General features: G+C 26.1%; 25 protein-coding genes. 14 read left to right on the forward strand and 11 right to left on the reverse strand.

Annotated elements, in window-relative coordinates:
- Positions 1-245: 245 nt before the first annotated feature.
- From ACH2BC_RS13310 to ACH2BC_RS13360, 11 genes are all read left to right on the forward strand, one after another.
- Entirely contained in the window at positions 246-407 is a 162-nt protein-coding gene (locus tag ACH2BC_RS13310; protein ID WP_395054495.1) for a hypothetical protein, read from the forward strand.
- Between the two features lie 21 nt (positions 408-428).
- Entirely contained in the window at positions 429-1,433 is a 1,005-nt protein-coding gene (locus ACH2BC_RS13315) for a YhcG family protein (RefSeq protein WP_395054496.1), read from the forward strand.
- Between the two features lie 9 nt (positions 1,434-1,442).
- On the forward strand, positions 1,443-2,333 hold the full coding sequence (locus ACH2BC_RS13320; RefSeq protein WP_395054497.1) for a 3-hydroxyacyl-CoA dehydrogenase family protein: 891 nt from the start codon (positions 1,443-1,445) through the stop codon (positions 2,331-2,333).
- Positions 2,334-2,424: 91 nt separating this feature from the next.
- A complete protein-coding gene (locus ACH2BC_RS13325) occupies positions 2,425-3,672 on the forward strand; it encodes a DUF1015 domain-containing protein (protein WP_395054498.1) in 1,248 nt (415 codons plus the stop codon).
- A gap of 92 nt (positions 3,673-3,764) precedes the next feature.
- The gene (locus ACH2BC_RS13330) at positions 3,765-4,466 is read left to right on the forward strand and encodes a YggS family pyridoxal phosphate-dependent enzyme (RefSeq protein ID WP_395054499.1); all 702 of its coding nucleotides are present in this window, start codon (positions 3,765-3,767) and stop codon (positions 4,464-4,466) included.
- Between the two features lie 57 nt (positions 4,467-4,523).
- A complete protein-coding gene (locus ACH2BC_RS13335) occupies positions 4,524-4,892 on the forward strand; it encodes a four helix bundle protein (protein ID WP_395054500.1) in 369 nt (122 codons plus the stop codon).
- 111 nt (positions 4,893-5,003) lie between these two features.
- The gene (locus ACH2BC_RS13340; protein WP_395054501.1) at positions 5,004-6,365 is read left to right on the forward strand and encodes an exonuclease domain-containing protein; all 1,362 of its coding nucleotides are present in this window, start codon (positions 5,004-5,006) and stop codon (positions 6,363-6,365) included.
- Positions 6,366-6,540: 175 nt separating this feature from the next.
- Complete coding sequence (gene miaA, locus ACH2BC_RS13345; protein ID WP_395054502.1) at positions 6,541-7,464, forward strand: tRNA (adenosine(37)-N6)-dimethylallyltransferase MiaA; 924 nt, start codon at positions 6,541-6,543, stop codon at positions 7,462-7,464.
- Positions 7,465-7,503: 39 nt separating this feature from the next.
- On the forward strand, positions 7,504-8,187 hold the full coding sequence (locus ACH2BC_RS13350; RefSeq protein ID WP_395054503.1) for a hypothetical protein: 684 nt from the start codon (positions 7,504-7,506) through the stop codon (positions 8,185-8,187).
- A 13-nt stretch (positions 8,188-8,200) separates the two neighbouring features.
- The gene (locus ACH2BC_RS13355; RefSeq protein WP_395054504.1) at positions 8,201-8,803 is read left to right on the forward strand and encodes a hypothetical protein; all 603 of its coding nucleotides are present in this window, start codon (positions 8,201-8,203) and stop codon (positions 8,801-8,803) included.
- 15 nt (positions 8,804-8,818) lie between these two features.
- Positions 8,819-9,556, forward strand: coding sequence for an acyl-[acyl-carrier-protein] thioesterase (locus ACH2BC_RS13360; RefSeq protein WP_395054505.1), 738 nt, complete (start codon positions 8,819-8,821; stop codon positions 9,554-9,556).
- Here ACH2BC_RS13360 and ACH2BC_RS13365 read toward each other — a convergent pair.
- A complete protein-coding gene (locus tag ACH2BC_RS13365) occupies positions 9,539-10,372 on the reverse strand; it encodes a glycosyltransferase family 2 protein (protein ID WP_395054506.1) in 834 nt (277 codons plus the stop codon). The genes ACH2BC_RS13360 and ACH2BC_RS13365 overlap by 18 nt on opposite strands.
- 53 nt (positions 10,373-10,425) lie before the next feature.
- On the opposite strand from ACH2BC_RS13365, the gene ACH2BC_RS13370 reads away from it, so the two are divergent.
- Positions 10,426-11,163 carry a glycosyltransferase family 2 protein gene (locus tag ACH2BC_RS13370; RefSeq protein WP_395054507.1) on the forward strand — a complete coding sequence of 246 codons (738 nt, stop codon included), beginning with the start codon at positions 10,426-10,428 and terminating at the stop codon, positions 11,161-11,163.
- On the opposite strand, the gene ACH2BC_RS13375 is transcribed toward ACH2BC_RS13370, so the two are convergent.
- The gene (locus ACH2BC_RS13375) at positions 11,155-11,880 is read right to left on the reverse strand and encodes a polysaccharide deacetylase family protein (RefSeq protein ID WP_395054508.1); all 726 of its coding nucleotides are present in this window, start codon (positions 11,878-11,880) and stop codon (positions 11,155-11,157) included. The two genes, ACH2BC_RS13370 and ACH2BC_RS13375, sit on opposite strands and share 9 nt — an antisense overlap.
- 94 nt (positions 11,881-11,974) lie before the next feature.
- Between ACH2BC_RS13375 and ACH2BC_RS13380 the strand changes: the two genes are divergently transcribed.
- On the forward strand, positions 11,975-12,745 hold the full coding sequence (locus ACH2BC_RS13380; RefSeq protein WP_395054509.1) for a glycosyltransferase family 2 protein: 771 nt from the start codon (positions 11,975-11,977) through the stop codon (positions 12,743-12,745).
- A 1-nt stretch (position 12,746) separates the two neighbouring features.
- Here the strand turns inward: ACH2BC_RS13380 and ACH2BC_RS13385 are convergent, their stop codons facing one another.
- From ACH2BC_RS13385 to ACH2BC_RS13420, 8 genes are read right to left on the reverse strand one after another with little or no spacing between them, the layout of a single operon-like run.
- Positions 12,747-13,538, reverse strand: a complete 792-nt coding sequence (locus tag ACH2BC_RS13385; protein ID WP_395054510.1) for a glycosyltransferase family 2 protein — start codon at positions 13,536-13,538, stop codon at positions 12,747-12,749.
- Entirely contained in the window at positions 13,535-14,440 is a 906-nt protein-coding gene (locus tag ACH2BC_RS13390) for a hypothetical protein (protein WP_395054511.1), read from the reverse strand. The genes ACH2BC_RS13385 and ACH2BC_RS13390 overlap by 4 nt, the downstream gene beginning before the upstream one ends.
- Positions 14,437-15,255, reverse strand: a complete 819-nt coding sequence (locus tag ACH2BC_RS13395; RefSeq protein ID WP_395054512.1) for a glycosyltransferase family 2 protein — start codon at positions 15,253-15,255, stop codon at positions 14,437-14,439. Before ACH2BC_RS13395 ends, ACH2BC_RS13390 begins: the two co-directional genes overlap by 4 nt.
- A gap of 24 nt (positions 15,256-15,279) precedes the next feature.
- Positions 15,280-16,101 carry a glycosyltransferase family 2 protein gene (locus tag ACH2BC_RS13400; protein WP_395054513.1) on the reverse strand — a complete coding sequence of 274 codons (822 nt, stop codon included), beginning with the start codon at positions 16,099-16,101 and terminating at the stop codon, positions 15,280-15,282.
- A complete protein-coding gene (locus tag ACH2BC_RS13405; RefSeq protein WP_395054535.1) occupies positions 16,098-17,024 on the reverse strand; it encodes a GDP-L-fucose synthase family protein in 927 nt (308 codons plus the stop codon). Before ACH2BC_RS13405 ends, ACH2BC_RS13400 begins: the two co-directional genes overlap by 4 nt.
- Positions 17,008-18,111, reverse strand: a complete 1,104-nt coding sequence (gene gmd / locus ACH2BC_RS13410) for a GDP-mannose 4,6-dehydratase (RefSeq protein WP_395054514.1) — start codon at positions 18,109-18,111, stop codon at positions 17,008-17,010. Before gmd ends, ACH2BC_RS13405 begins: the two co-directional genes overlap by 17 nt.
- Positions 18,112-18,127: 16 nt before the next feature.
- Complete coding sequence (locus ACH2BC_RS13415) at positions 18,128-19,093, reverse strand: GDP-mannose 4,6-dehydratase (protein ID WP_395054515.1); 966 nt, start codon at positions 19,091-19,093, stop codon at positions 18,128-18,130.
- Entirely contained in the window at positions 19,087-20,211 is a 1,125-nt protein-coding gene (locus ACH2BC_RS13420; RefSeq protein ID WP_395054516.1) for a glycosyltransferase family 4 protein, read from the reverse strand. Before ACH2BC_RS13420 ends, ACH2BC_RS13415 begins: the two co-directional genes overlap by 7 nt.
- Positions 20,212-20,324: 113 nt before the next feature.
- Between ACH2BC_RS13420 and ACH2BC_RS13425 the strand changes: the two genes are divergently transcribed.
- On the forward strand, positions 20,325-21,140 hold the full coding sequence (locus ACH2BC_RS13425; RefSeq protein WP_395054517.1) for a class I SAM-dependent methyltransferase: 816 nt from the start codon (positions 20,325-20,327) through the stop codon (positions 21,138-21,140).
- Between the two features lie 52 nt (positions 21,141-21,192).
- Here the strand turns inward: ACH2BC_RS13425 and ACH2BC_RS13430 are convergent, their stop codons facing one another.
- Positions 21,193-22,077, reverse strand: coding sequence for a hypothetical protein (locus tag ACH2BC_RS13430; RefSeq protein ID WP_395054518.1), 885 nt, complete (start codon positions 22,075-22,077; stop codon positions 21,193-21,195).
- Positions 22,078-22,154 lie beyond the last annotated feature (77 nt).

Below are 22,154 nucleotides of genomic sequence, written 5' to 3' on the forward strand. Positions count from 1 at the left end.
TTCAAAGAAACTATATTTCACAAGACAATTGAAAGAATGATGAAAGAAATGCCTATTTATCAAAATCAAATAATACAGAAGCTAAATATATAACTCAAATAATTTATTTTAAATTTAATTTAGATTCAATTTCAATATGTAGATTTTTTGGTTTTGGTAAGACTATAACGTTTAAAAATATTGAAATTGAAGGGTTCCAAACTTCAGTCGTTAAAACAAATTTTGGAAATTATAATTACATATATTTGATACAAAACAATAAAAAAATTGCTAAAATTTCCAACCAATATCATAACAATTTTATTGATTTATCATTAGAAATAAAAAAAAGATTTAAAGATTTAGGATCAACAAATTCAGGATTTGTCTCAGAAATAAAAGATATGCTAAACGTAGAAATTAAATAAAATAAAACCGATAGTTATATAATGAACCTTTCCCAAAACATAATTCTCGAAATTAAATCTTTAATTGCTAAAGCTAAAGATGGAGCAATTCGTTCTGTAGACCATTATAGAACAGTCATGTATTGGCATATTGGCGAACGAATTTTTAATGAAGAACAAGAAGGAAAAGACAGAGCAGATTATGGCAATTATTTAATAAAATATTTATCCGAAGAACTTCAACCTGAATTTGGAAGCGGATTTTCTTATAGACAATTAGAATTGATGCGTCAATTTTACAGAACATTTCCAATTGCGAACTCACTGCGTTCGCAATTGAGTTGGACACATTACAGATTATTATTACGTATTGATAATGAGGATAAAAGAGAATATTATATAGCTGAAACAACAAAAAACAATTGGTCAGTTCGTCAAATGGAACGACAAATAAACAGTCAATTATTTGAAAGATTACTATTAAGCAATGACAAAGAAAGTGTCTTGGCTGTCGCAAGAAATGAAGTTATACCAACCAATCCAAATGAAATTATAAAAGATCCATTAATATTAGAATTTTTAGGATTACAAAGAGAAAGTACATATTACGAAAAAGATTTTGAACAAGCAATAATTTCCAATCTTCAAGATTTTCTTTTAGAGTTAGGTAACGGATTTTCATTTGTTTCTCGTCAAAAAAGAATTCATCTTGATGGTGATGAATTTTTTATTGATTTGGTTTTTTATAATCGTTTACTCCAATGTTTTGTGTTATTTGAAATAAAAACTCACAAGTTAACTCACGAAGATTTAGGTCAACTTCAAATGTATGTTAATTATTATGATAGAGTAGAAAAAGTAGCTCACGAAAAACCAACTATTGGAATTTTACTTTGTGCAGATAAAAATGACGCAGTTGTAAAATATTCATTACCAGAAAATAACAATTCAATTTTGGCAAGTCAGTATCAATTATATCTTCCAACCGAAGAACAATTATTGACCGAAATTAGAAAAGAAATAGAAATTTTAAAACATACAAACTAAAAAAATACAATGAAAACAATAGCAGTAATTGGAGCAGGAACAATGGGCAACGGAATTGCTCATACTTTTGCTCAAAGCGGTTTTACCGTAAAATTAATAGATATTTCTGAAAAATCACTCGAAAAAGGAATGGTAACTATTGCTTCCAACTTGGACAGAATGGTCACAAAAGGAACTATTACCGAAGAAGACAAACACAAAACCATTGGAAATATAATAACTTACACTGACATTAAAGATGGTGTAACAGGAACAGATTTAGTAGTTGAAGCTGCAACCGAAAATGTAACATTAAAACTAAATATCTTTAAGCAATTAAGCGAAGTTTGCGATCATAATGTGATTTTGGCAACAAATACTTCATCAATTTCTATTACTCAAATTGCTGCACAAGTAGTTCATCCAGAACGTGTTATTGGAATGCATTTTATGAATCCGGTTCCAATTATGAAATTGGTAGAAATTATTCGTGGCTATTCTACATCTAATGAAGTAATCAAAACTATAATGGATTTATCCGAAAAACTTGAAAAAACTCCAACAGAAGTTAATGATTATCCTGGATTTGTAGCCAACAGAATTTTAATGCCAATGATTAACGAAGCTATAGAAACATTATACAATAAAGTTGCTGGCGTTCAAGAAATTGATACTGTTATGAAACTCGGAATGGGACATCCAATGGGACCATTACAATTAGCAGATTTTATTGGACTTGACGTTTGTCTTTCTATTTTAAATGTAATGTACGATGGTTTTAAAAATCCAAAATATGCTCCTTGCCCACTTTTAGTAAATATGGTTATGGCTGGAAAACTAGGTGTAAAATCTGGTGAAGGTTTTTATGATTACGCTGAAAGTAAAAAAGCAGAGAAAATTGCTAAGCAATTTTTAAAATAGTGCTCAGTTTTTCAGTAAACAGTTAGCAAATTCTAAATATTGAAAACTGAACACTGAACACTGAACACTGAACACTGAACACTAATTAAAAATGAGTAAAATAATTCCATTTAAAGCAGTTCGACCAACGCCAGATAAAATTGGTTTGGTAACTTGTAGAAACTACGATGATTACAGTCAAGCCGAATTGGCTTCGTGGCTAAATTTTAATCCGTACTCGTTTTTACACGTTATAAATCCTGCATTTGTTCATTCGCAAAAAATTACTTTAGACAAACGTTTTAAAGGTGTTGCGCATAAATATCAAGATTTTAAAAACGATAATGTGTTTTTGCAAGAAGATAAAGCTGTGTTTTATTTGTATCAAATTCAGACAAAAAATAATACTTTTATTGGCATTATTGCAGGAACATCAATTGAAGATTATAAAAATAATGTCATAAAAAAACACGAAGACACATTGCAATATCGGGTAGAATTATTTAAAGATTATTTACATCAAACTAGTTTTAATACTGAACCTGTTTTAATAACTTATCCAGATAATTTAGAAATAAATAATTGGATTTCTGAAAAGAAAAAAGAACAACCTATTTATGATTTTTCTACAACTAATAAAGAAAAACATACACTTTGGAAAATAGAAAGTGATACAGAAATTACTTGGTTACAAAAACAATTTGAAAACATTCCAGAATTATATATTGCTGATGGTCATCACCGATCCGCTTCGGCTGAATTATTATATGATGAAGACAAGCATTTGGGAAACCAAAACCTAAATTATTTTATGAGTTTTTTAATTGCAGAAAGTAATGTAAAAATTTATGAATTTAATAGAATCATTCGTGATTTGAATGGCAATTCTAAAGAAAATTTTCTTAAAAAATTGGCTCAAAATTTTATAATTAAAACCAAAGAACAAGAACTTTGGAAACCACAAAGTAAGTTTGAATTTGGAATGTATCTTGCTGGCGATTTTTATGCATTATTTTACAAACAAAGTAATTCTATATCGGATTTGTCATCTCGAGCGCAGTCGAGAGAAAACATCCTTGAAAATCTAGATGCTCAAATATTATATGATAAAGTTTTACAACCCATTTTAGGAATTGAAGATTTACGAAACGATGAACGCATTGAATACATTCCTGGAAAACAATCAATTTTAACTATAAAAGAATTGGTTGACGAAGGCGAATATGAAGTAGGATTTATGTTGTTTCCGTCTGATATTTCAGAAATTAAAGCATTAGCAGACAATAACTTAATAATGCCTCCAAAAAGTACTTATATTGAACCTAAGTTTAGAAGTGGATTGGTGATATATGAGTTGTAAATTGGAAGATTAAAGATGGAAGATTAACGATTTTTAATTTTAGAAGTTTTAAAACTGATTACTAATAACTGAATACTGAACACTTTTTTATAATGTCAATAACTCAAAACCTATCCCAAATAAAATCCCAAATTCCAAGTAACGTAACATTGGTCGCGGTTTCTAAAACCAAACCAGTTAGTGATTTAATGGAAGCATACAACGCTGGTCAACGCATTTTTGGAGAAAATAAAATTCAAGAAATGACTGATAAATGGCAAGAAATGCCCAAAGATATTCAATGGCATATGATTGGTCACGTACAAACCAATAAAGTGAAATTTATGGCAGAATATGTAAGCTTGATTCACGGCGTTGATAGTTTAAAATTACTAGAAGAAATAAACAAACAAGCAAAAAAATACAATAGAATTATTGATTGTCTTGTTCAAATTCACATTGCAGAAGAAGAAACAAAATTTGGGTTGGACGAAAAAGAATTGAATGAGATTCTGAAACAACACTTCGACTGCGCTCAGTGTGACAGTCAACTGAACAATATAAAAATTGTTGGATTAATGGGAATGGCAACATTTACAAATAATCAAAATCAAATAAAAAAAGAATTTAAATATTTGAAATCAATTTTTGACAAACTTAAAAACATCGGACTAAAGTCCAATGCAATTGAACTGAAAACTGAAAACTGCCAACTGAACACTCTTTCAATGGGAATGTCTGGCGATTATAAATTGGCAATTGAATGCGGTAGTACAATGGTTCGAATTGGAAGTAGTATCTTTGGAGGAAGATAAAAATTTCAAAAATCAATTGCAATACAAAATCAAAAAATCAATTTAAAAAAAATAAAAATGGAAGAATATAATATTTTCAGTGATAAAATTTTCAATTTTGAAGATAGATTAGTTCGTTTTGCTGGAGAATGTATTTTCTTTACAAGAAATTTAAATAAATCATTTGAAAATGAGTATTACAAAAATCAGTTAATTAGATCTTCTGGAAGTTCTTCATTAAATTTTGGAGAAGCACAAGGTACAATAACTAATAAAGATTTTATTTTTAAATTAAAATTAGTAGTTAAAGAATTAAAAGAATCTAGAAACTCTTTAAAAATATTGAATTACATTAAAGAAGGAAATGAAATTATTAGAAATTTACTTCTTATCGAAATAGAAGAATTAATTGCTATTGCTTCAAAAATGATTATTAACAAACAATAATTTTTCAATATCAATTATAATATCAATTGCAAAATTCAATTTTTAAAATTTAATTATTGATATTGTTTTTGAGATTGATTTTTGATATTGTAATTGTAATTGACATTGAAAATGTACGCAATACTAGACATAGAAACCACTGGAGGACAATTCAACGAAGAAGGAATTACCGAAATAGCTATTTACAAATTCGATGGACACGAAATTGTAGATCAGTTTATTAGCTTGGTAAATCCAGAAATTCCCATACAACCATTTGTTGTAAAACTTACAGGAATCAATAATGAAATGTTACGTTTGGCACCAAAGTTTCACGAAGTTGCCAAACGAATTATAGAAATAACTCAAGATTGCATAATTGTTGCTCACAATGCCGTTTTTGACTATCGAATTCTATGCACAGAATTTCGCAGATTGGGTTATGAATTTAATGCTAAAAATCTTTGTACCGTAGCATTATCGCAACGATTATTGCCAGAACAACCATCACACAGTTTAGGAAAATTGGTGCGAGCATTAGGAATTCCAATGGCTGACAGACACAGAGCAAGTGGCGATGCAATGGCAACCGTAAAACTTTTTAAAATATTATTAGAAAAAGATTTAGAAAAAACAATAGTCCGAGAATTTGTAAAATATGACATTCAAAAAGGAATTGCACCTAAATTTAGAGATATTCTTGACCAATTACCATCTAAAACTGGCGTTTATTACATCCACGATAATCAAAATAATATTATTTATATTGGTAAAAGTAAAAATATAAAAAAACGTGTAAACCAACATTTAATTGGTACAACAAGTAAATGTAAAAAAATTCAACGACAAATATTTGCCGTTACATATGACGAAACTGGATCAGAATTAATTGCGCTTTTAAAAGAAAGTCAAGAAATAAAAATTAATAAACCACTGTTTAACAAATCATTACAAAAAACCAATTTTCATATTGGTTTATACAAAAATATAAATAAAGAAGGATATTTTACACTTGATATTCAAAGAATTGATGGTCGAAAAAAAGAAATTACGCTATTTTCATCAATTACAGAAGCACAAAATTTTTTGCACCTTATAACATCTCATTATAATTTATGTCAAAAATTTACAAATTTATCCGATAGTAAAAACGAATGTTTTCAACATAAAATAAAAGAATGCAATGGCGCTTGCATTGGCAAAGAATCTACCACAATTTACAACGAAAAAGTAACCGAATTTATTAACGAAAACACCATAGAAAACGCCACAATGTTGCTTGTAGATAGAGGAAGAAACGTAAACGAACGAAGCGCAGTTTTTATAGAAAATGGCCTATTTAAGGGATATTGTTTCTATGATTTAAACTATCAAATAAACAACATTTCTATCTTAAAAAACATCATAATTAAAATGGAAAACAATAGAGATTCTAAAAATATTATTCAAAGTTTTATACGAAAAAGTAAGTATTTAAAAATTATAAAATTTTAATTTTTTTAAGAGCTATTTCCAGCTATACATTTCAAGATTTTATCAATAATTCTTTTTTTGTATGCACTAAAAAGAGCTTCTTAGGTCGCTTTTTTAGCACAACAAAAAATAGAATTCTTCAATAAAATGCTTTTCATTTCTCTCTGGGCTACAACAATCGCATAAATTACACTATTTGAATTATTTAATAACCATAATCGGACCAACAGCAATAGGAAAAACTTCCTTAAGCATTGCATTAGCGAAACATTATAAATGCGAAATAATATCTTGTGACAGCAGACAATTTTATAGAGAAATGAAAATTGGTACAGCAGTTCCAAGCAATGAAGAATTGGCATCAGCGAATCATCATTTCATTCAAAATAAATCAATATTTGAAAATTATACCGTTGGCGATTTTGAAAAAGAAGCAATTTCAAAATTAGATAAACTGTTTTTAAAAAATAATATTCAAATACTGGTTGGCGGTTCTGGTTTATATGTTGATGCAGTTTTAAAAGGTTTAGACAATTTTCCAGAAGTTGATTTACCTATTCGAGAAGAAGTTAGAGAAAATTATGAAAAGTTGGGTATCGAATATCTTCAAGAAAAACTTAAAGAGTTAGACGCAAATTATTTAGAAGAATTATCAACCCAAAATCCTCAAACATTACAAAATCCTCATAGAATGATGCGATTTGTAGAAGTTTGCCTATCGTCAAATAAACCCTATTCTTCTTTTTTAAATAAAGAAAAAAATAAAAGAAATTTTACATCAATAATTATTGGACTCGACGCAAATAGAGAAATTATTTACGACAGAATAAACCAACGTGTAGACACTATGATTAGTGAAGGTTTGATTGATGAAGCAAAAAAATTGCATCCTAATAAAAATTTAAATGCATTGCAAACAGTTGGATATAGAGAATTGTTTCAATATTTTGAAAATGAAATTTCATTAGAATTTGCTATAGAAGAAATTAAAAAAAATACAAGACGATTTTCTAAACGACAATTAACTTGGTTTAAAAGAACAGAAAATTCAATTTGGTTTGATTATGAAGCTGATAAAGAAACTATTATAAATAAAATTGAAAAAATTATAATTTCTTAACGCAACCATTATAAAATAATTGCATCTTTAAAGAAAAAAGTGAAAAAAACTACTATATATTTATTAACATTAATCTTATTTTCAGGTTGTGTATTGCAGTATGATGGAGAAACAAAATTAATAACTAAGGGCAGAATTGTTGACGAAAATAATCAACCTATTCCAAACATTACTGTTAGTATTGTCAACATAATTTACAGTAATCCTGGCGCAATTATTATTCCACCAATTGCTGGAGATTATAATGTAATTTCTTCAAATAAAACTAATTTTAATGGCGAATTTTTAATGGTAAGTCCAGCATCTACTAATGAAAATGAAAATTCTATTTTAATAGATCAATCCAATACTTTTCAAGCAAAAATGTTTGATAAAATTCTACGCAAAGATTTTATAGATTATACATTAGATATAGGAACAGTTAAACTTTTTAAAACTCTAAACATAGTAGATTTAAATATTACTTTAAATTTAGTGAATTTTCAAAACAGAATTACCAGATTAAAAATAATTGGAAATGATGCTTCTAAAGTTGTATCCTATAATCCTTTTTTAAATTCTGAAAATCAATTTTACACTGATTATTTTGTTGGTCAAGTAGCTAAAAATCAAACTGTACTTTTAGAATATGATGTTTTAAATTTAAATTCTAATCTTTCAGTAACACTTCAACAAAGCATTCAAATTAATGAAGATAATGTAAATTATACTTTAGATTATTAAATTTTACTATAAAATGAAGAAAATATTTATACTGCTACTGTTTAATTTTTCAGTTTTTGCTCAAAGTCAAAACGAAAATTCTAATAAAGTATTCAACTTTGCAACTGAATTTTCGGTTTATGGAATTCAAACTAATAATTTTGGTAATAATTTTTTAGCAAAAGCCAATAAACCCTATTTAATTGGAATTGGAACTCAACTTGTATTGTTTAAAGTTTATAATTTTGGTTTAGGTTATGGCGGAGAATTTGTAAAACATCAGGTTACAAATAACTCTTTGGGAGGAAACATTAAAAATACTAATGCAACATTTTTAAATCTAAAACTAATTTATTATCAAGATTTAAAATCTAAATTTAGAATTGAACCACTCATCGGAATTGGACAAGCTACTCTAAATCAAAGAACTGGAAAAGAAAAATTTGGTAAACAAACTGGTACTAGCTTTTATTTAGGTTCTAATTTATCCTATAAAATCAACAATAATATAGCATTTTTTGTTGGAATAGATTACAGATACACCAAATATAAAGTTAATACAAATACTGATTTTATATCTTTTTTTGATAATTCAAATCAAGTTCAACTAAAACTTGGAGCAACATTATTTAAATAATTATAATAAATTTTAATGCCAATTTCTAAAAACTTCACATCAATACTATCACAAGATTGGAAAATTAATTTTTTACAATGTTATCCAAATGGTTTTTTAAAATATACAGATTTATGTAACATTTTACAACTTACAGCAGGAACACATGCCGAACTTGGCGGCATAAGTTTTAGCGATATGCAAGTACACAATCAAGCTTGGGTTTTAAGTAAAATGAGAGTCGAAATTAAAAAACTTCCTAAATGGAATGATACAATTACCGTAAAAACTTGGATAAATTCTTTAGAAAATTCTCGTTCAATTCGTTGTTTAGAAATGTATCTTGGTGATGAAAAAATTGTAGGTTGCGAAACTTTTTGGGTAGTTTTTAACACCAATTCAAGAAGACCAGAAAATTTAGAATTACCAAATGCACATTTTGAAAAATTTCCAAATGATTTTGCAACAGAAAATAGATTTTCTAGAATTGATAGTACTAATTGTGATGTTCTTGTTGCTACTAAAAAGGTTGTTCTGTCAGATTTAGATATTGTAAATCATGCCAATAGTGTAAAATATTTAGAATGGTGTTTAGATACTATTTTTTTTGAAATTATTGAAAAAAAATCAATTAAAACCTTAGAAATGAATTATTTAAAAGAAATTTCATTAAATGAAATTATTAAAATTTCTGAATTTAAAAACGAAAATTCAATTACATTCTCGATAAGTAAAGAAGAAAAAAATGCTTTTGCATTACAATTGTTCTTGTAACTCTTTTTTAATTCCAAACTCGGTCCAAGTTTTATTAAGCTTTTTAGTTTCTATTCTAATTTTTAAGTTTTTTTCAATCATTTCTGGTTTTACATAACCACGTTCGTGATCTAAATGTATGCAAACTGTAGAATATCTAATTTGTTTGGGTTTAATGCCAAAATTTACCAATCGTTCTCCAAATTCTCTATCTTCTCCACCATATTGCATACGTTCGTCAAAACCATTTACAGATAGAAAATCTTGTTTCCAACCCGATGCATTATGACCATTCCAGCTTGGTGTTGTTGGTGTTACAAGATTTAAAAACCAACTTCTTAAACCATTAGCAGCAATTTTATTATTCTTAAAAGATGGTTTAATTCCGTTATTTTTTAACCAATCAAGCTCAAAACATTTACCAGAATAAATAGATTTTTTATCAATTTTATTAGACAATTCTAATGGCAATTTAAAATATCCACCAGAAATAAAATGACCTTCTTCTCTAAATTTAATGTGTTGCTCTACAAAATCTTCTCTTGGTATACAATCTCCATCAGACATTAAAATATAACTGGTTGTAGTAGATAAAATTGCTTTATTTAAAATTATTGTTTTTTGAAAACCATTGTCTTCATGCCAAACGTGAATTATGTCAAAAAAAACTTCTTTTCTAAGTTTATCAATACACTCTTTTGTTCGATTATCTGATCCATCATCGGCAATAATAACTTCAAAATTTCTAAAGGTTTGTGTGTTGTAACCATACAAAACTTTGGTCAACCAATTTGGTGAATTATAAGTACTAATAATTATTGAAATATCTTTCTTCATTACGTTGCAAAGATAAAATATTTTTTTTATGTTTGATGTACACCAAAATGGCTATGCAAACTATAACTGTTATCATTCCTACTTATAACGAAGAAAATTACATCAAGGATTGTCTTGAGTCGGTTTCGTTTGCAAATCAAATAGTTATAGTAGATTCTTTTAGCGATGATAAAACATTAGAAATTGCTTCTACCTACAATTGTGAAATTATAAAACGAAAATTTGATAATTTTTCTAATCAAAAAAATGCAGCAATTAATCATGCTAAAAGTGATTGGATATTATTTTTAGATGCAGATGAACGAGTTACTGAAAGATTAAAGATTGAAATTCTAGATACAATAGAAAAACCTAAAAACGAAGCTTATAAAATTCGTTTTCCTCATTTTTATATGAATAGATTTTTATATCACACAGAAAATAAAGTAGTTAGACTGGTTAAAAATGATTCTGTATATTTTGAAGGATTGGTTCATGAGAAATTAATTCATAAAGGAACAGTTGGAATTTTAAAGAATTTTATGTTGCATTACACCTATAAAGGTTTGTTTCATTATATTAAAAAGAAAGATTCTTATGCTTGGTTTCAAGCAAAAATGGAAACCGATAAAAACAAAAAAGCAACCTACTTTCATTTAATTTTTAAACCTTTTTACAGATTTTTTCATACCTATATTATTAGAAGAGGTTTTCTTGATGGAATTCCAGGACTTGCAGTAGCATATATTGATGCTTATGGAGTATTTTCTAGATATGTAAAAATGATTTTAATAGATAAAAAATTAAAATAATTTAAGTTTACCAAACTTTAATTTAAGTTTAAACTTTGTCAAACTTTCTTCACCTTTCACATCAATTCGCATAATTTCAAATTTATCTTTAAATGGAAATTTATTAACTCTATTACCAATTCTAAAGGCAAATTTTATATTATTTTGTTCTAAAATTTGAAAAAAATTAGCTTTTTCAACTCCTTTTTTAGGATAGTTTCCATAAGGATAAGCCAACGCAGCATATACTTTTAAATTATTATCAGATATAGTTTTAAAACTATTATCAAAATCTGTTTGAATTTCTTCAACAGATAATTCAGAGTATTTTTTATGTTCAAATGAATGGTGTGCCAACTCAATAAAATTAGAATCTAAAGATTTTAATTGCTCAATTGTCATGATTTTTTCAGGAGAATAATTAACATCTTTATTCCACAAATCAGTTTTTCCAATGTATGAAAATGGTATAAAAAAAGTAGCTTTAAAATTGTATTTTTCTAATAATAAAACAGCATTAGACAATTGATTTTCAGTAACATCATCAAAGGTTAATACTATACTTTTTTGGGGAATTTCAGTTCGATTTTCAAGTTCTGAAACAAAAAAAGAAGTATACTTTTTAGATTGTAAATACTTTAATTGCTCTTCAAATTTTTCTGTACAAATGGATAAACCAAAACTCAAACTAGAATTGGTAACAACATTGTGATACATTAAAATTGGTAATCTAGCCACTTGTGGTTATTTTAAAAATTACATTTTCGTAAGAATAATTTCTTATAAAATAAATGTAAATGTACTATATTTGCTAGATATTTGAACATAATCTATGTCTGAAAATACTATTTTGCCCAAAATAACTGCACTTGCAATTTCATTTAATGAAGAAGAAAATATTGAAAGATATATTGAAAGTCTTTCGTTTGCCGATGAAATCATTTTGGTAGATTCTAAAAGTACAGACGCAACTATCTCAATTGCAAGTAAATACAATATTACAATTATAAATAAAGATTTCGAAAATTTTTCTAGTCAAAGAAATTTTGCTATTAGTAAAGCTAAAAATGATTGGATTGTATTTTTTGATTTAGATGAAATAATTACAAAAGATTTAGAAAAAGAAATTATACAAGCTGTTCAAAATCCTAATAACAAAGTTGCCTATTATGTAAAAAGAAATTTCTTTTTTTTAGGAAAAAGAATAAAATATGGTGGTTGGCAAAAGGATAAAGCGGTACGATTGTTTAATAAAAAATATTGCAAATACAATGGTAATTTAGTTCACGAAGAAGTTGCTGCAATTGGAAAAATTGGAATTTTTAAAAATGGATTAAATCATTATAGTTATAAAAACTTTGATAATTATAACGATAAGCTTAATTTATATAGCAAGTTACAAGCAGAAAATTTATATTTACAAAAAATAAAGCCCAATTGTTATCACTTTTTCTTTAGACCTTTGTACCGTTTTATATGGCAATTTTACTTTCGGCTTGGTATTTTAGATGGTAAAGAAGGATTTATTTTGGCTTATGTTCATTCATTTTCGGTATTTAAAAGATACTTGCAATTGTGGATGAAGTATAGAAAAATTGATTGAATTAAATATACTTATCTACTCCATTTTTAATAAAAGTCACTTTATTTTCAATTGTTTGATTTTGAATTTTATCATTTAATTCAAAATTATGCTTAGAATTTATTTTATGATAAATATGATAAACAATTCCTGTATACCTTAGTCGCTTCGCTTTTATACCATTATTTCCCATACGAATTACTAAATCTGAATCTTCTCTTCCCCATCCTTCATAATCTTCATTATAACCATTAACCGCTATGAAATCTGATTTCCAAAAAGATACATTGCAACCCCTAAACTTACTTGATATAGAATAATGGGATTTACTAAAATTAGCTAAAAATCTAAAATGAATAGTTCTTGTTTTGTTTTTTATCTCTTTGGAAAAAATAGTAAAATAAGTAATTTTTTGTTTTAAAACTTTGGAAACAAAATTGGGTAGTATATTTACTCTTGAACCGTAAAGATAAATGCCTTTTTCAAGCGATGCTAAATGGTCTTCTACAAATTTTGGATGCAAAATACAATCTCCATCAACTTGAATTATATAATCCACATTAGAACCAATAATTGCTTTATTAAGAATTTTTGATTTTCTAAATCCTTTATCTTCTTGCCAAAAATGAATAATTGGCACAGAAGATAGTTTTTTAAACTCTTCAATAATTAATTTTGTTTCAGAAAGAGAGCCATCATCTGCAATTAAAATTTCATCAACCAATACAGTTTGCTTTAAAACACTTGTTAATACAACTGTGAGCGCTTCAGTCCAATTGTAAGTTGAAATTAATAAAGCAGTAGTTGGTTTCATGAATGTTTAATAAAATAAGGTTCGAAATATGATTTCTTTTTTTTGAATAAATGTTTAAACCATTGTCCAAAGTTTTTTGATAGTATTTTAGTTTTAGAAATAGCTAAACTTGAATCATCATAAAGCATTTCCTTAATAGCATCTAAATTTGAAGTAGGAAAATAGCCAAGTTCAGGCCAAATGGAAGCATCTAAATAGAAAACATCTTTAATTTCATGATAATTATCTTTATTTGCCATTCTCCATTTTTCTAAAAAAGTGGCATTAATATCATGTTTATGACTCCAATTGTCTAATTTTAATAACAATTCTTCTTCTGTACGAGCCAAACCTTCATGAAGAATATAAGTGTCATCATATATAATTCTAGATTTAGTATTTTTAGCATATTTATAATTGGGATAATTAGTTGCTAAAAGAAGTTTTGTTGGCTTATTTATATATAACATTCCTTCATCTAAATACTTGTAAACATTAATATGAAAACCGGCAAATTGAATAGGATTACTTTTAGGATTATCTAAAAAAGAATCATATTTTCTTAATTTTTTAACAAATTTTTTAAAATCAATAAAAATTTCATCCGAATCAACTTGAATTAACCAATTTCCAATTCCCATTTTATTGGCCAACATAAAACGTTCGCGAGTATCATTTTGCATTCCTTCAAGAGATGAAACGTAAAAATCGTCTTCATAAATTTCAATTTTATTCTTGACGTCTATTTCTTTTATCCATTTATAAAAACTAGTATCAACCTCAAAATAATTTCCTGACCAAGTTCGCTTTTTATGATCTAATGCTAAAAAAATAGTGTCAGCAAGTTCATAAACTGGTGGAATTGATTTTTTTAACAATTCATAGTCATAAGACATTAGAAATCCTACTTGAATTTTTTTCATCGTTTTAATTTTGAAATGAATATAAGAATCACAGTTATGAATGCCTTTAGCACTTTCCAAGCCATTGGAAACTTCTGGATATGAACAACCTGCTGAATGCGTTTTGAGGTCAACAGGGGTAAACTTTCATAATCCTTTTCAAATAAAGGAAAATATTTTTTAATAGTTGTTGCTTTTTCTTCTTTTGATAGGTTTCTAAATTTGTCCGACGAAGAAATTCCTGTAAAATCATAATCACAAATTGTTACACCAAGATATTTATATGGTACATTCATTTTACATATTGTATAAATAAAAAACTCCCAATCTGATGCGATTTTATATTCTTCGTTATAAAAAAAATATTTATGAAATAATTTTTTTCTTATAAATGTAGATTGATGATTGATTGAACTTGAATAAAAGAAAGAAAAAGACAATTTTTCTGGATAGGTTTTTTTTCTTTTATGTTCATTCTTAACTTTATAATTATCGCCATAATAAATGTCATAATCTTTATTTAAATGAGGAATAACTTGTGTTAAAACATTATTATTGTTAAAAATATCGCCACTATTCATAAAAAGTACAAACTCTCCATTTGCAACTTTTATTCCTTTATTCATAGCATTATAAACACCTGAATCTTTTTCACTAATACAATATTGAATTTGAGATTGATAATTTTCAATAACTGAAACACTTCCATCAGTGCTACCACCATCAATTATAATAAACTCAAAATCTTTATAATCTTGATTTACTACACTTTTAATAGTCTTTTCAAGACCAAATTTGTCATTATAATTTATGGTAATTATTGAAAAAATATTCATAAAATCATTTTATTAAACACTATATTATTCACTTTTTTTAGGTAAAAATAACAATAATATATTAGAAAAACCTTTTAGTAATTTCCAAGCAAATTTAAATTTTTTAATATAAAGAATGTTCTTAATTCTTTTAGAATTTAATTCCTCTATAATTAAATAATCTTCGGCTATTAATGGAAAAAAATTATTAAGTACAAGTTTTTTTTCACTTTTTACTAAGTTTTCATTATTCACATTTGATGAAATTCCGTTCATATCATATTTTGACACAATAATATCAATATGTTTGTAAGATGCATTATTTATTATAATTGCTTTTAAAAAAAACTCCCAATCAGAGGAGATTTTTAAATTTTCATTGTATAATCCTATTGTTTCAAAAAGTTCTTTTTTTATAAAGCTTCCTTGGTGGGGCAAACTATAATTAATAAAAAATGCTAAAGATAAATTTTTTGGAAACTTCCAATGGTCCCAACTATTTTTTACGTTTAAATAGGTTAAATTACCATAACAAATATCAAATTTATCTTCAATTAATTGATTAACATTACTCAATGTCAATTCATCATTAAAGCTATCACCACTATTAAGAAAAAATAAATATGAACCTTTGGCAACTTTTATTCCTTTATTCATTGCATTAAAAATTCCCAAATCTGGTTCTGATACTGCAAAGGCAAATTTTTCTTTATGTATTTCCAATAATTCTTTACTACCATCTGTACTATTACCATCAATAATAATAAATTCATAATTACTAAAACTTTGTTCAAATACACTTTTAATAGTATCGTTTAAACCATTTTTATTATTAAAATTTATTGTTATTATTGAGAATTTAATCATTTAATTAGATATTTATAATTATAAATTTCATTTATTCCATTTTTTAATTCAATAGTATGTTTCCAACCAAGATTTTGTAATTTACTGCTGTCCATTAATTTTCTTAAAGTTCCGTCCGGTTTAGTGCTATCAAATATAATTTCACCTTCATAATTTGTAATTTCTTTAATTAAAAATGCTAAATCTTTAATAGAAATTTCTACTCCAGAACCAATATTTATCAATCCTTTATCATTGTAGTTTTGCATTAAAAACACGCATGCATCAGCCATATCTGTTGCATGTAAAAACTCTCTTAACGGATTTCCTGTTCCCCAAACAATAACTTCATTTAAATTATTAATCTTTGCCTCATGAAATTTTCTTATCAAAGCAGGTAAAACATGTGAATTTACCAAATCATAATTATCATTAAATCCGTATAAATTAGTGGGCATAACTGATATAAAATTACAACCATATTGATCTCTATAACCATCACACATTTTAATACCTGCAATTTTGGCAATTGCATAGGGTTCATTTGTTTCTTCTAATAAACCAGTTAAAAGATATTCTTCTTTCATTGGTTGAATTGCATTTTTTGGATAAATACAAGAGGAACCTAAAAATAATAATTTTTTAACTTTAGTTAAATAACTAGAATGTATTACATTATTTTGAATCATCAAGTTATTATAAATAAAGTCTGCTCTGTAAGTATTATTGGCTACTATTCCTCCAACTTTTGCAGCAGCAAGAAACACATATTCAGGTTTTTCTTTTTCAAAGAAAACCGCAACGTCATTTTGATTAATTAAGTTAAGCTCTGAAGAAGTTTTAACTATTAAATTTTTATAACCTTTATTTTTTAAATTTAATAGTATGGCACTTCCTACCATTCCTTGATGTCCAGCTATATAAATTTTAGAATTTAGTTCCATCATTATTTTCTTTGTAAAATTTTTCTTTTTTAAATAATGAAATATCTGCTTTCATCATTTCTTGTACCAACATAAATAAAGTATATTTTGGTTCCCAATTTAATTTACTTTTAGCTTTAGTATTGTCACCAATTAATAATTCGACTTCTGTTGGTCTAAAATAATTAGGATCGATTTTAATTACCACTTGATTCACTTTAAAAGCATAATCTAAATTTGACACTGCTTTTACAATAGCAATTTCATTTACACCTGTTCCAGAAAACTCTAATGTTACTCCTACTTCATTAAATGCCATTATAATAAATTCTCTAACAGTTGTAGTAATTCCTGTAGAAATTACAAAATCTTCGGGTTCATCTTGTTGCAAAATTAACCACATTGCCTCAACATAATCTTTTGCGTGACCCCAATCTCTTTTAGAATCTATATTTCCCATAAAAAGGGTTTCTTGCATTCCCATAGCCATTTGAGCAATACCTCTTGTTATTTTTCGGGTAACAAATGTTTCACCTCTTAACGGACTTTCGTGATTAAATAAAATTCCGTTACAAGCAAACATGTTATATGCTTCTCTATAATTTACAGTAATCCAATAGGCATACATTTTAGCAACTGCATATGGCGAACGTGGATAAAATGGAGTTGTTTCTTTTTGAGGAACTTCTTGAACCAATCCATACAATTCTGATGTTGATGCTTGATAAATTTTGGTTTTTTTAGTTAAATTCAATAATCGAACTGCTTCTAGTATTCTTAAAGTACCAATTCCGTCTGCATTTGCTGTATACTCTGGCATATCAAAACTAACTTTAACATGACTCATTGCTCCTAAATTGTAAATTTCATCTGGTTGAGTTTCTTGAATAATTCGTATTAAATTAGTAGAATCACTTAAATCGCCATAATGCAATTTAAAATGTTGATTATTAATATGTGGATCTTCATAAATATGATCAATTCTTTGAGTATTAAACAAGGAACTTCTTCTTTTTATACCGTGAACCATATATCCTTTAGACAATAATAGTTCCGATAAATAAGCTCCATCTTGACCTGTAACTCCTGTAATTAATGCTACTTTCATTTTTCTAATCTATTTTTTAATTTATATTTTTAATTTCTTCTTCTATTAGTAAATCTAATGTTTCAAAAATAGCTAAATTATAATTCCAATTCAAGGTTGTTTTTGCCTTAGTATTATCGCCATACATATCTTCAATTTCTGCTGGTCGATATAATTCTTTACTTACTATACATAAATTTTTAGGAATATTTAATTTTTCAAAAACATAATAAATTAAATCTCTTAAAGCTATAGATTTTCCAGAACAAATTAAATAATCAGATGGTATTTCTTGTTGCATCATTAAAAACATTGCTTCGACATATTTTGGTGCATATCCAAAATCTCTTTTAATATCAATATTTCCAACCAATAATTCTTTTTGTTCACCTTTGCTTATTTTAATACTTTCTCGAATAATTTTTTTAACAAAAAAAGTATCTTGTCTTAAATAGGATTCATGATTAAATAGTATACCACAACTTATATGCATATTGTAACTTTCTCTGTAATGAATACATGTAAAATGAGCCGAAGCTTTTGAAATTGCATACGGACTTAATGGATGCAATATACTATTTTCACTAATTGGAAGATTATTAACTCGTCCAAACATTTCACTACTACTAGCTTGATAAAATTTAATTTCGTTATTAATTTTTTTTATTGTTTCCAATAAATTATATACACTTATTGTATTAAAATGAAATGTTTCAATTGGAAACTTAAAAGAGTAGTGAACAGAACTTTGAGCGGCTAAATTATAAATTTCTGTAGGATTAAAATCAAATATAACATCATGTAATTTATTGATGTCTAGTAAATCGCACTCTAATATTGCTACCTTATCTTTAATTTTTAGATATTCTAAACCAAAATAATTAACGACATTTATGTTTCTAACTAATCCTAAAACTTCATAATCATTATCTAATAACAATTTAGCTAAATAAGCGCCGTCTTGACCTGAAATTCCAGTAATTATTGCTTTTTTATTTAACATTCTTTTACTGTTTTTTCAAATAATGCCAAACATTCTTGAGCTGTTTTTTTCCAACTAAATTTTGCTACTTGTAGATATCCTTTTTGGATAATCTGTGTTCTATAACTTTCATCATTTAATAATAATACAATTTTATTTTTTAAATCTAATTCATTATTTAATTCAAAATAAACACCTGCATCTCCTGCAACTTCTGGAAAAGAACTGTGATTTGCTAAGACAACTGCACAACCACAAGCCATTGATTCTAATACAGGAATACCAAAACCCTCATATTCAGAAGGAAAAACAAAACATTGCGCATTTGAATAATAATATGATAATTCATTATCTTCAAAATTCTGTTGAATTACTTGTTTAAAAATATCTAATTCTTCAAGTAATTTTTTTTCTTTACTGTGAAAATGATTTCCTCCTGCACATACAACAAATAAATCACGGTTTTCTCTAAGTGTACTTGCAATAGCTTTTATAAAAAAAATAAAATTTTTGTATATATCTCTATTTCCAACAAATAAAATGTATTTTTTAGGTAAATCAACTTTCACACTATTAATTGTATCAATACTTTGAGCCAAATATATAATTTCAATTTTTGTAGCATCAATATCAGGATAAAATTTTATAATATCTTTCTTAGTACTCTGAGAAATTACAATAATTTTATTGGCTTTTTCTATTAATATTTTTTTATTTTTAACAGTATATAAATCCTCTACAAAATATTGAGGGAAAACTTCATGTATCATGTCATAAACTGTCAAAACGAATGGTTTATTACCAATTAAATCAATAAAATAAGGATTGTAATAGGTTGGAACTACAACATCATAATCTTGTATTTGCAATATTTTTATTGCTAATTTAATATTTTTTTTCTTAGTTTTCCTTAAATATTTTTTTTTAAAAAAAGGAAACTTGAGCGATAAAAAATAAAATAAAGAATGTTTATTTTCTATTGAATCTTTAATATGAAAATTTTCAGAAAAAATAAGTGGAAGTTCAATTTCATTGGCTGAATCTTCTGTTTTTATGTACTTATAAATTTCAGCGAAATACCTTGATATTCCTCCAAATTTTTGATCATTAAATATCTGTGGATCTAAAACTATTTTCATTACATTCTTTTATATTTACAATATTGTAAGTAGATTTGAAGATTCAAAAATGTTACAAAGATAATTTTTTAAACAAATAAAAGATTCCTTTTTAAAACAAAATAATATTTAGTATGAAATGTAAAATCTGTAAAAATAATTCTGAAAAATTATTTGAAAAAGTAATTCTTCAAAAATATAAAACTAGTTATTATAAGTGCACAAATTGTTCTTTTATGCATACTGATGAACCGTTTTGGTTGAGTGAAGCATACACATCAGCAATAACATCATTAGATATAGGATTATTAGGGCGAAATAATTTATTAAAAAAAGATATATCTATGGTAATTGATTGTTGTTTTCCTGATGCAAAAAATTTTCTTGATTATGCTGGTGGTTATGGTGCTTTTACAAGATTAATGAGAGATGCAGGTTATAATTATTACAATCAAGATGATTATTGCGAAAATATTTTTGCAAAACACTTTGATATTAAAGACTCTAACATAGAAAAATTTGATGTTGTAACTGGATTTGAAGTTTTAGAACATTTTAATAATCCATTAGAGGAAATTAAAGCCGTTTTCGAATATGCAGATAATGCAATTTTTTCAACCGAATTGGTTTCAGAAAACATTTCTGACATTGAAAATTGGTGGTATTTAACCGAAGAAACAGGGCAACATATTGCATTTTATACTATTGACTCAATGAAATGTATTGCTAAACTTTTCAATAAAAACTATTATTGTAGAAATAGTAACATTCATGTTTTCACAGCAAATAAGTTAAAGGATTACCAAATTGATTATGCTATTAAAGACATCAAAAAGAAAAAATATTTTTTAGGATTGTATAAAAAAAGATTTAATTACAGTAATTCAAGAATATCTTTACAACAACATGATTATAATTTAATAAAAGAAATGTTGAAATTAAAGAAATGAAATGATAAAAAAATCGTTTACTAACATTAAAATTTTGAATATAGAAGTTTAATTAATTTCTTTTTAATAAAAATAAATTTTTTAGATATTTTTTGTAAAATCTTGTAGGAACTTTTACATCGTCTGTTATAACTTTAGATTTAAAAATTTCTATAAATTCTGAAATGTCACCACAAGCAATATATTTTAAAGAATCCCAAGCATCATCTAAATAGTAATGAAATGAATTACAATCTTTATAGTTATCCTCATTTAAATTTTTCCAAAATTTAAAATATGCTTTCCTATCAAAATCATACTTGTGTCCCCAATTATTAATTTTGAATAATATTTCTTCAGAATCTCTTGCCCAAGATTGATGTAGTGCAATAAAATTTGTTTGCAAATTTCTAATTGAAGGATTAACATTTCTTGCAAAATAATACTTCTCAATTTGATTTGTTGCGAAAGAAAAACTTTCATCATTGTCAATATAAAGATAACCATTTTCAGTCTTCTTAAATATAGTAATCCATTTTGCTTTTAAATTAATTGGATTATGATTTGGTTTTGAAAGTAAAAAGCTATTCTTTCTTAAAAATCTTGAAACTTGAGCAAAATCCATAAAATATTCATCAGCATCAATTTGCAAGTTCCAACAATTTTTACCGATTTTTTTAGACAACATATTTCTTTCTCTTGTATCATTTTCAATAGGTGTTAATTCACTATTATAAAAATCATCTTCATATATTATAATTTTTTTATGTTTATCTAATTTAGTAATAAAATTGAAAAATAAAATATCTATAGTAAACAGTTCGCCTGACCAAGTTTTTCTATTTACATCGATAGCTAAATAAATAGTATCGACGTAATCATAAACCAATGGTATTGAGTTATATAAGAATTTATAATCATAAGAAACTAAAAATCCTACTTTAATTTTATAAAACATTAAAATATATTTAAAAACAAAAGTAAAAAATAATCTGAAATTTATTTATATATCTTTAAATTTGTATTAAATAAATA

The organism is Flavobacterium sp. (assembly GCF_043760115.1).
In the GTDB taxonomy this organism is placed as follows: Bacteria; Bacteroidota; Bacteroidia; order Flavobacteriales; family Flavobacteriaceae; genus Flavobacterium.

Bases quoted from the DNA above. Each gene is read 5' to 3' on its own strand.
- ACH2BC_RS13315 (WP_395054496.1), top strand. From the start codon at position 429: ATGAACCTTTCCCAAAACATAATTCTCGAAATTAAATCTTTAATTGCT.
- ACH2BC_RS13320 (WP_395054497.1), top strand. From the start codon at position 1,443: ATGAAAACAATAGCAGTAATTGGAGCAGGAACAATGGGCAACGGAATT.
- ACH2BC_RS13325 (WP_395054498.1), top strand. From the start codon at position 2,425: ATGAGTAAAATAATTCCATTTAAAGCAGTTCGACCAACGCCAGATAAA.
- ACH2BC_RS13330 (WP_395054499.1), top strand. From the start codon at position 3,765: ATGTCAATAACTCAAAACCTATCCCAAATAAAATCCCAAATTCCAAGT.
- ACH2BC_RS13335 (WP_395054500.1), top strand. From the start codon at position 4,524: ATGGAAGAATATAATATTTTCAGTGATAAAATTTTCAATTTTGAAGAT.
- ACH2BC_RS13340 (WP_395054501.1), top strand. From the start codon at position 5,004: ATGTACGCAATACTAGACATAGAAACCACTGGAGGACAATTCAACGAA.
- ACH2BC_RS13355 (WP_395054504.1), top strand. From the start codon at position 8,201: ATGAAGAAAATATTTATACTGCTACTGTTTAATTTTTCAGTTTTTGCT.
- ACH2BC_RS13360 (WP_395054505.1), top strand. From the start codon at position 8,819: ATGCCAATTTCTAAAAACTTCACATCAATACTATCACAAGATTGGAAA.
- ACH2BC_RS13365 (WP_395054506.1), bottom strand. From the start codon at position 10,372: ATGAAGAAAGATATTTCAATAATTATTAGTACTTATAATTCACCAAAT.
- ACH2BC_RS13370 (WP_395054507.1), top strand. From the start codon at position 10,426: ATGCAAACTATAACTGTTATCATTCCTACTTATAACGAAGAAAATTAC.
- ACH2BC_RS13380 (WP_395054509.1), top strand. From the start codon at position 11,975: ATGTCTGAAAATACTATTTTGCCCAAAATAACTGCACTTGCAATTTCA.
- ACH2BC_RS13385 (WP_395054510.1), bottom strand. From the start codon at position 13,538: ATGAAACCAACTACTGCTTTATTAATTTCAACTTACAATTGGACTGAA.
- ACH2BC_RS13390 (WP_395054511.1), bottom strand. From the start codon at position 14,440: ATGAAAAAAATTCAAGTAGGATTTCTAATGTCTTATGACTATGAATTG.
- ACH2BC_RS13395 (WP_395054512.1), bottom strand. From the start codon at position 15,255: ATGAATATTTTTTCAATAATTACCATAAATTATAATGACAAATTTGGT.
- ACH2BC_RS13400 (WP_395054513.1), bottom strand. From the start codon at position 16,101: ATGATTAAATTCTCAATAATAACAATAAATTTTAATAATAAAAATGGT.
- ACH2BC_RS13405 (WP_395054535.1), bottom strand. From the start codon at position 17,024: ATGGAACTAAATTCTAAAATTTATATAGCTGGACATCAAGGAATGGTA.
- gmd (WP_395054514.1), bottom strand. From the start codon at position 18,111: ATGAAAGTAGCATTAATTACAGGAGTTACAGGTCAAGATGGAGCTTAT.
- ACH2BC_RS13415 (WP_395054515.1), bottom strand. From the start codon at position 19,093: ATGTTAAATAAAAAAGCAATAATTACTGGAATTTCAGGTCAAGACGGC.
- ACH2BC_RS13420 (WP_395054516.1), bottom strand. From the start codon at position 20,211: ATGAAAATAGTTTTAGATCCACAGATATTTAATGATCAAAAATTTGGA.
- ACH2BC_RS13425 (WP_395054517.1), top strand. From the start codon at position 20,325: ATGAAATGTAAAATCTGTAAAAATAATTCTGAAAAATTATTTGAAAAA.
- ACH2BC_RS13430 (WP_395054518.1), bottom strand. From the start codon at position 22,077: ATGTTTTATAAAATTAAAGTAGGATTTTTAGTTTCTTATGATTATAAA.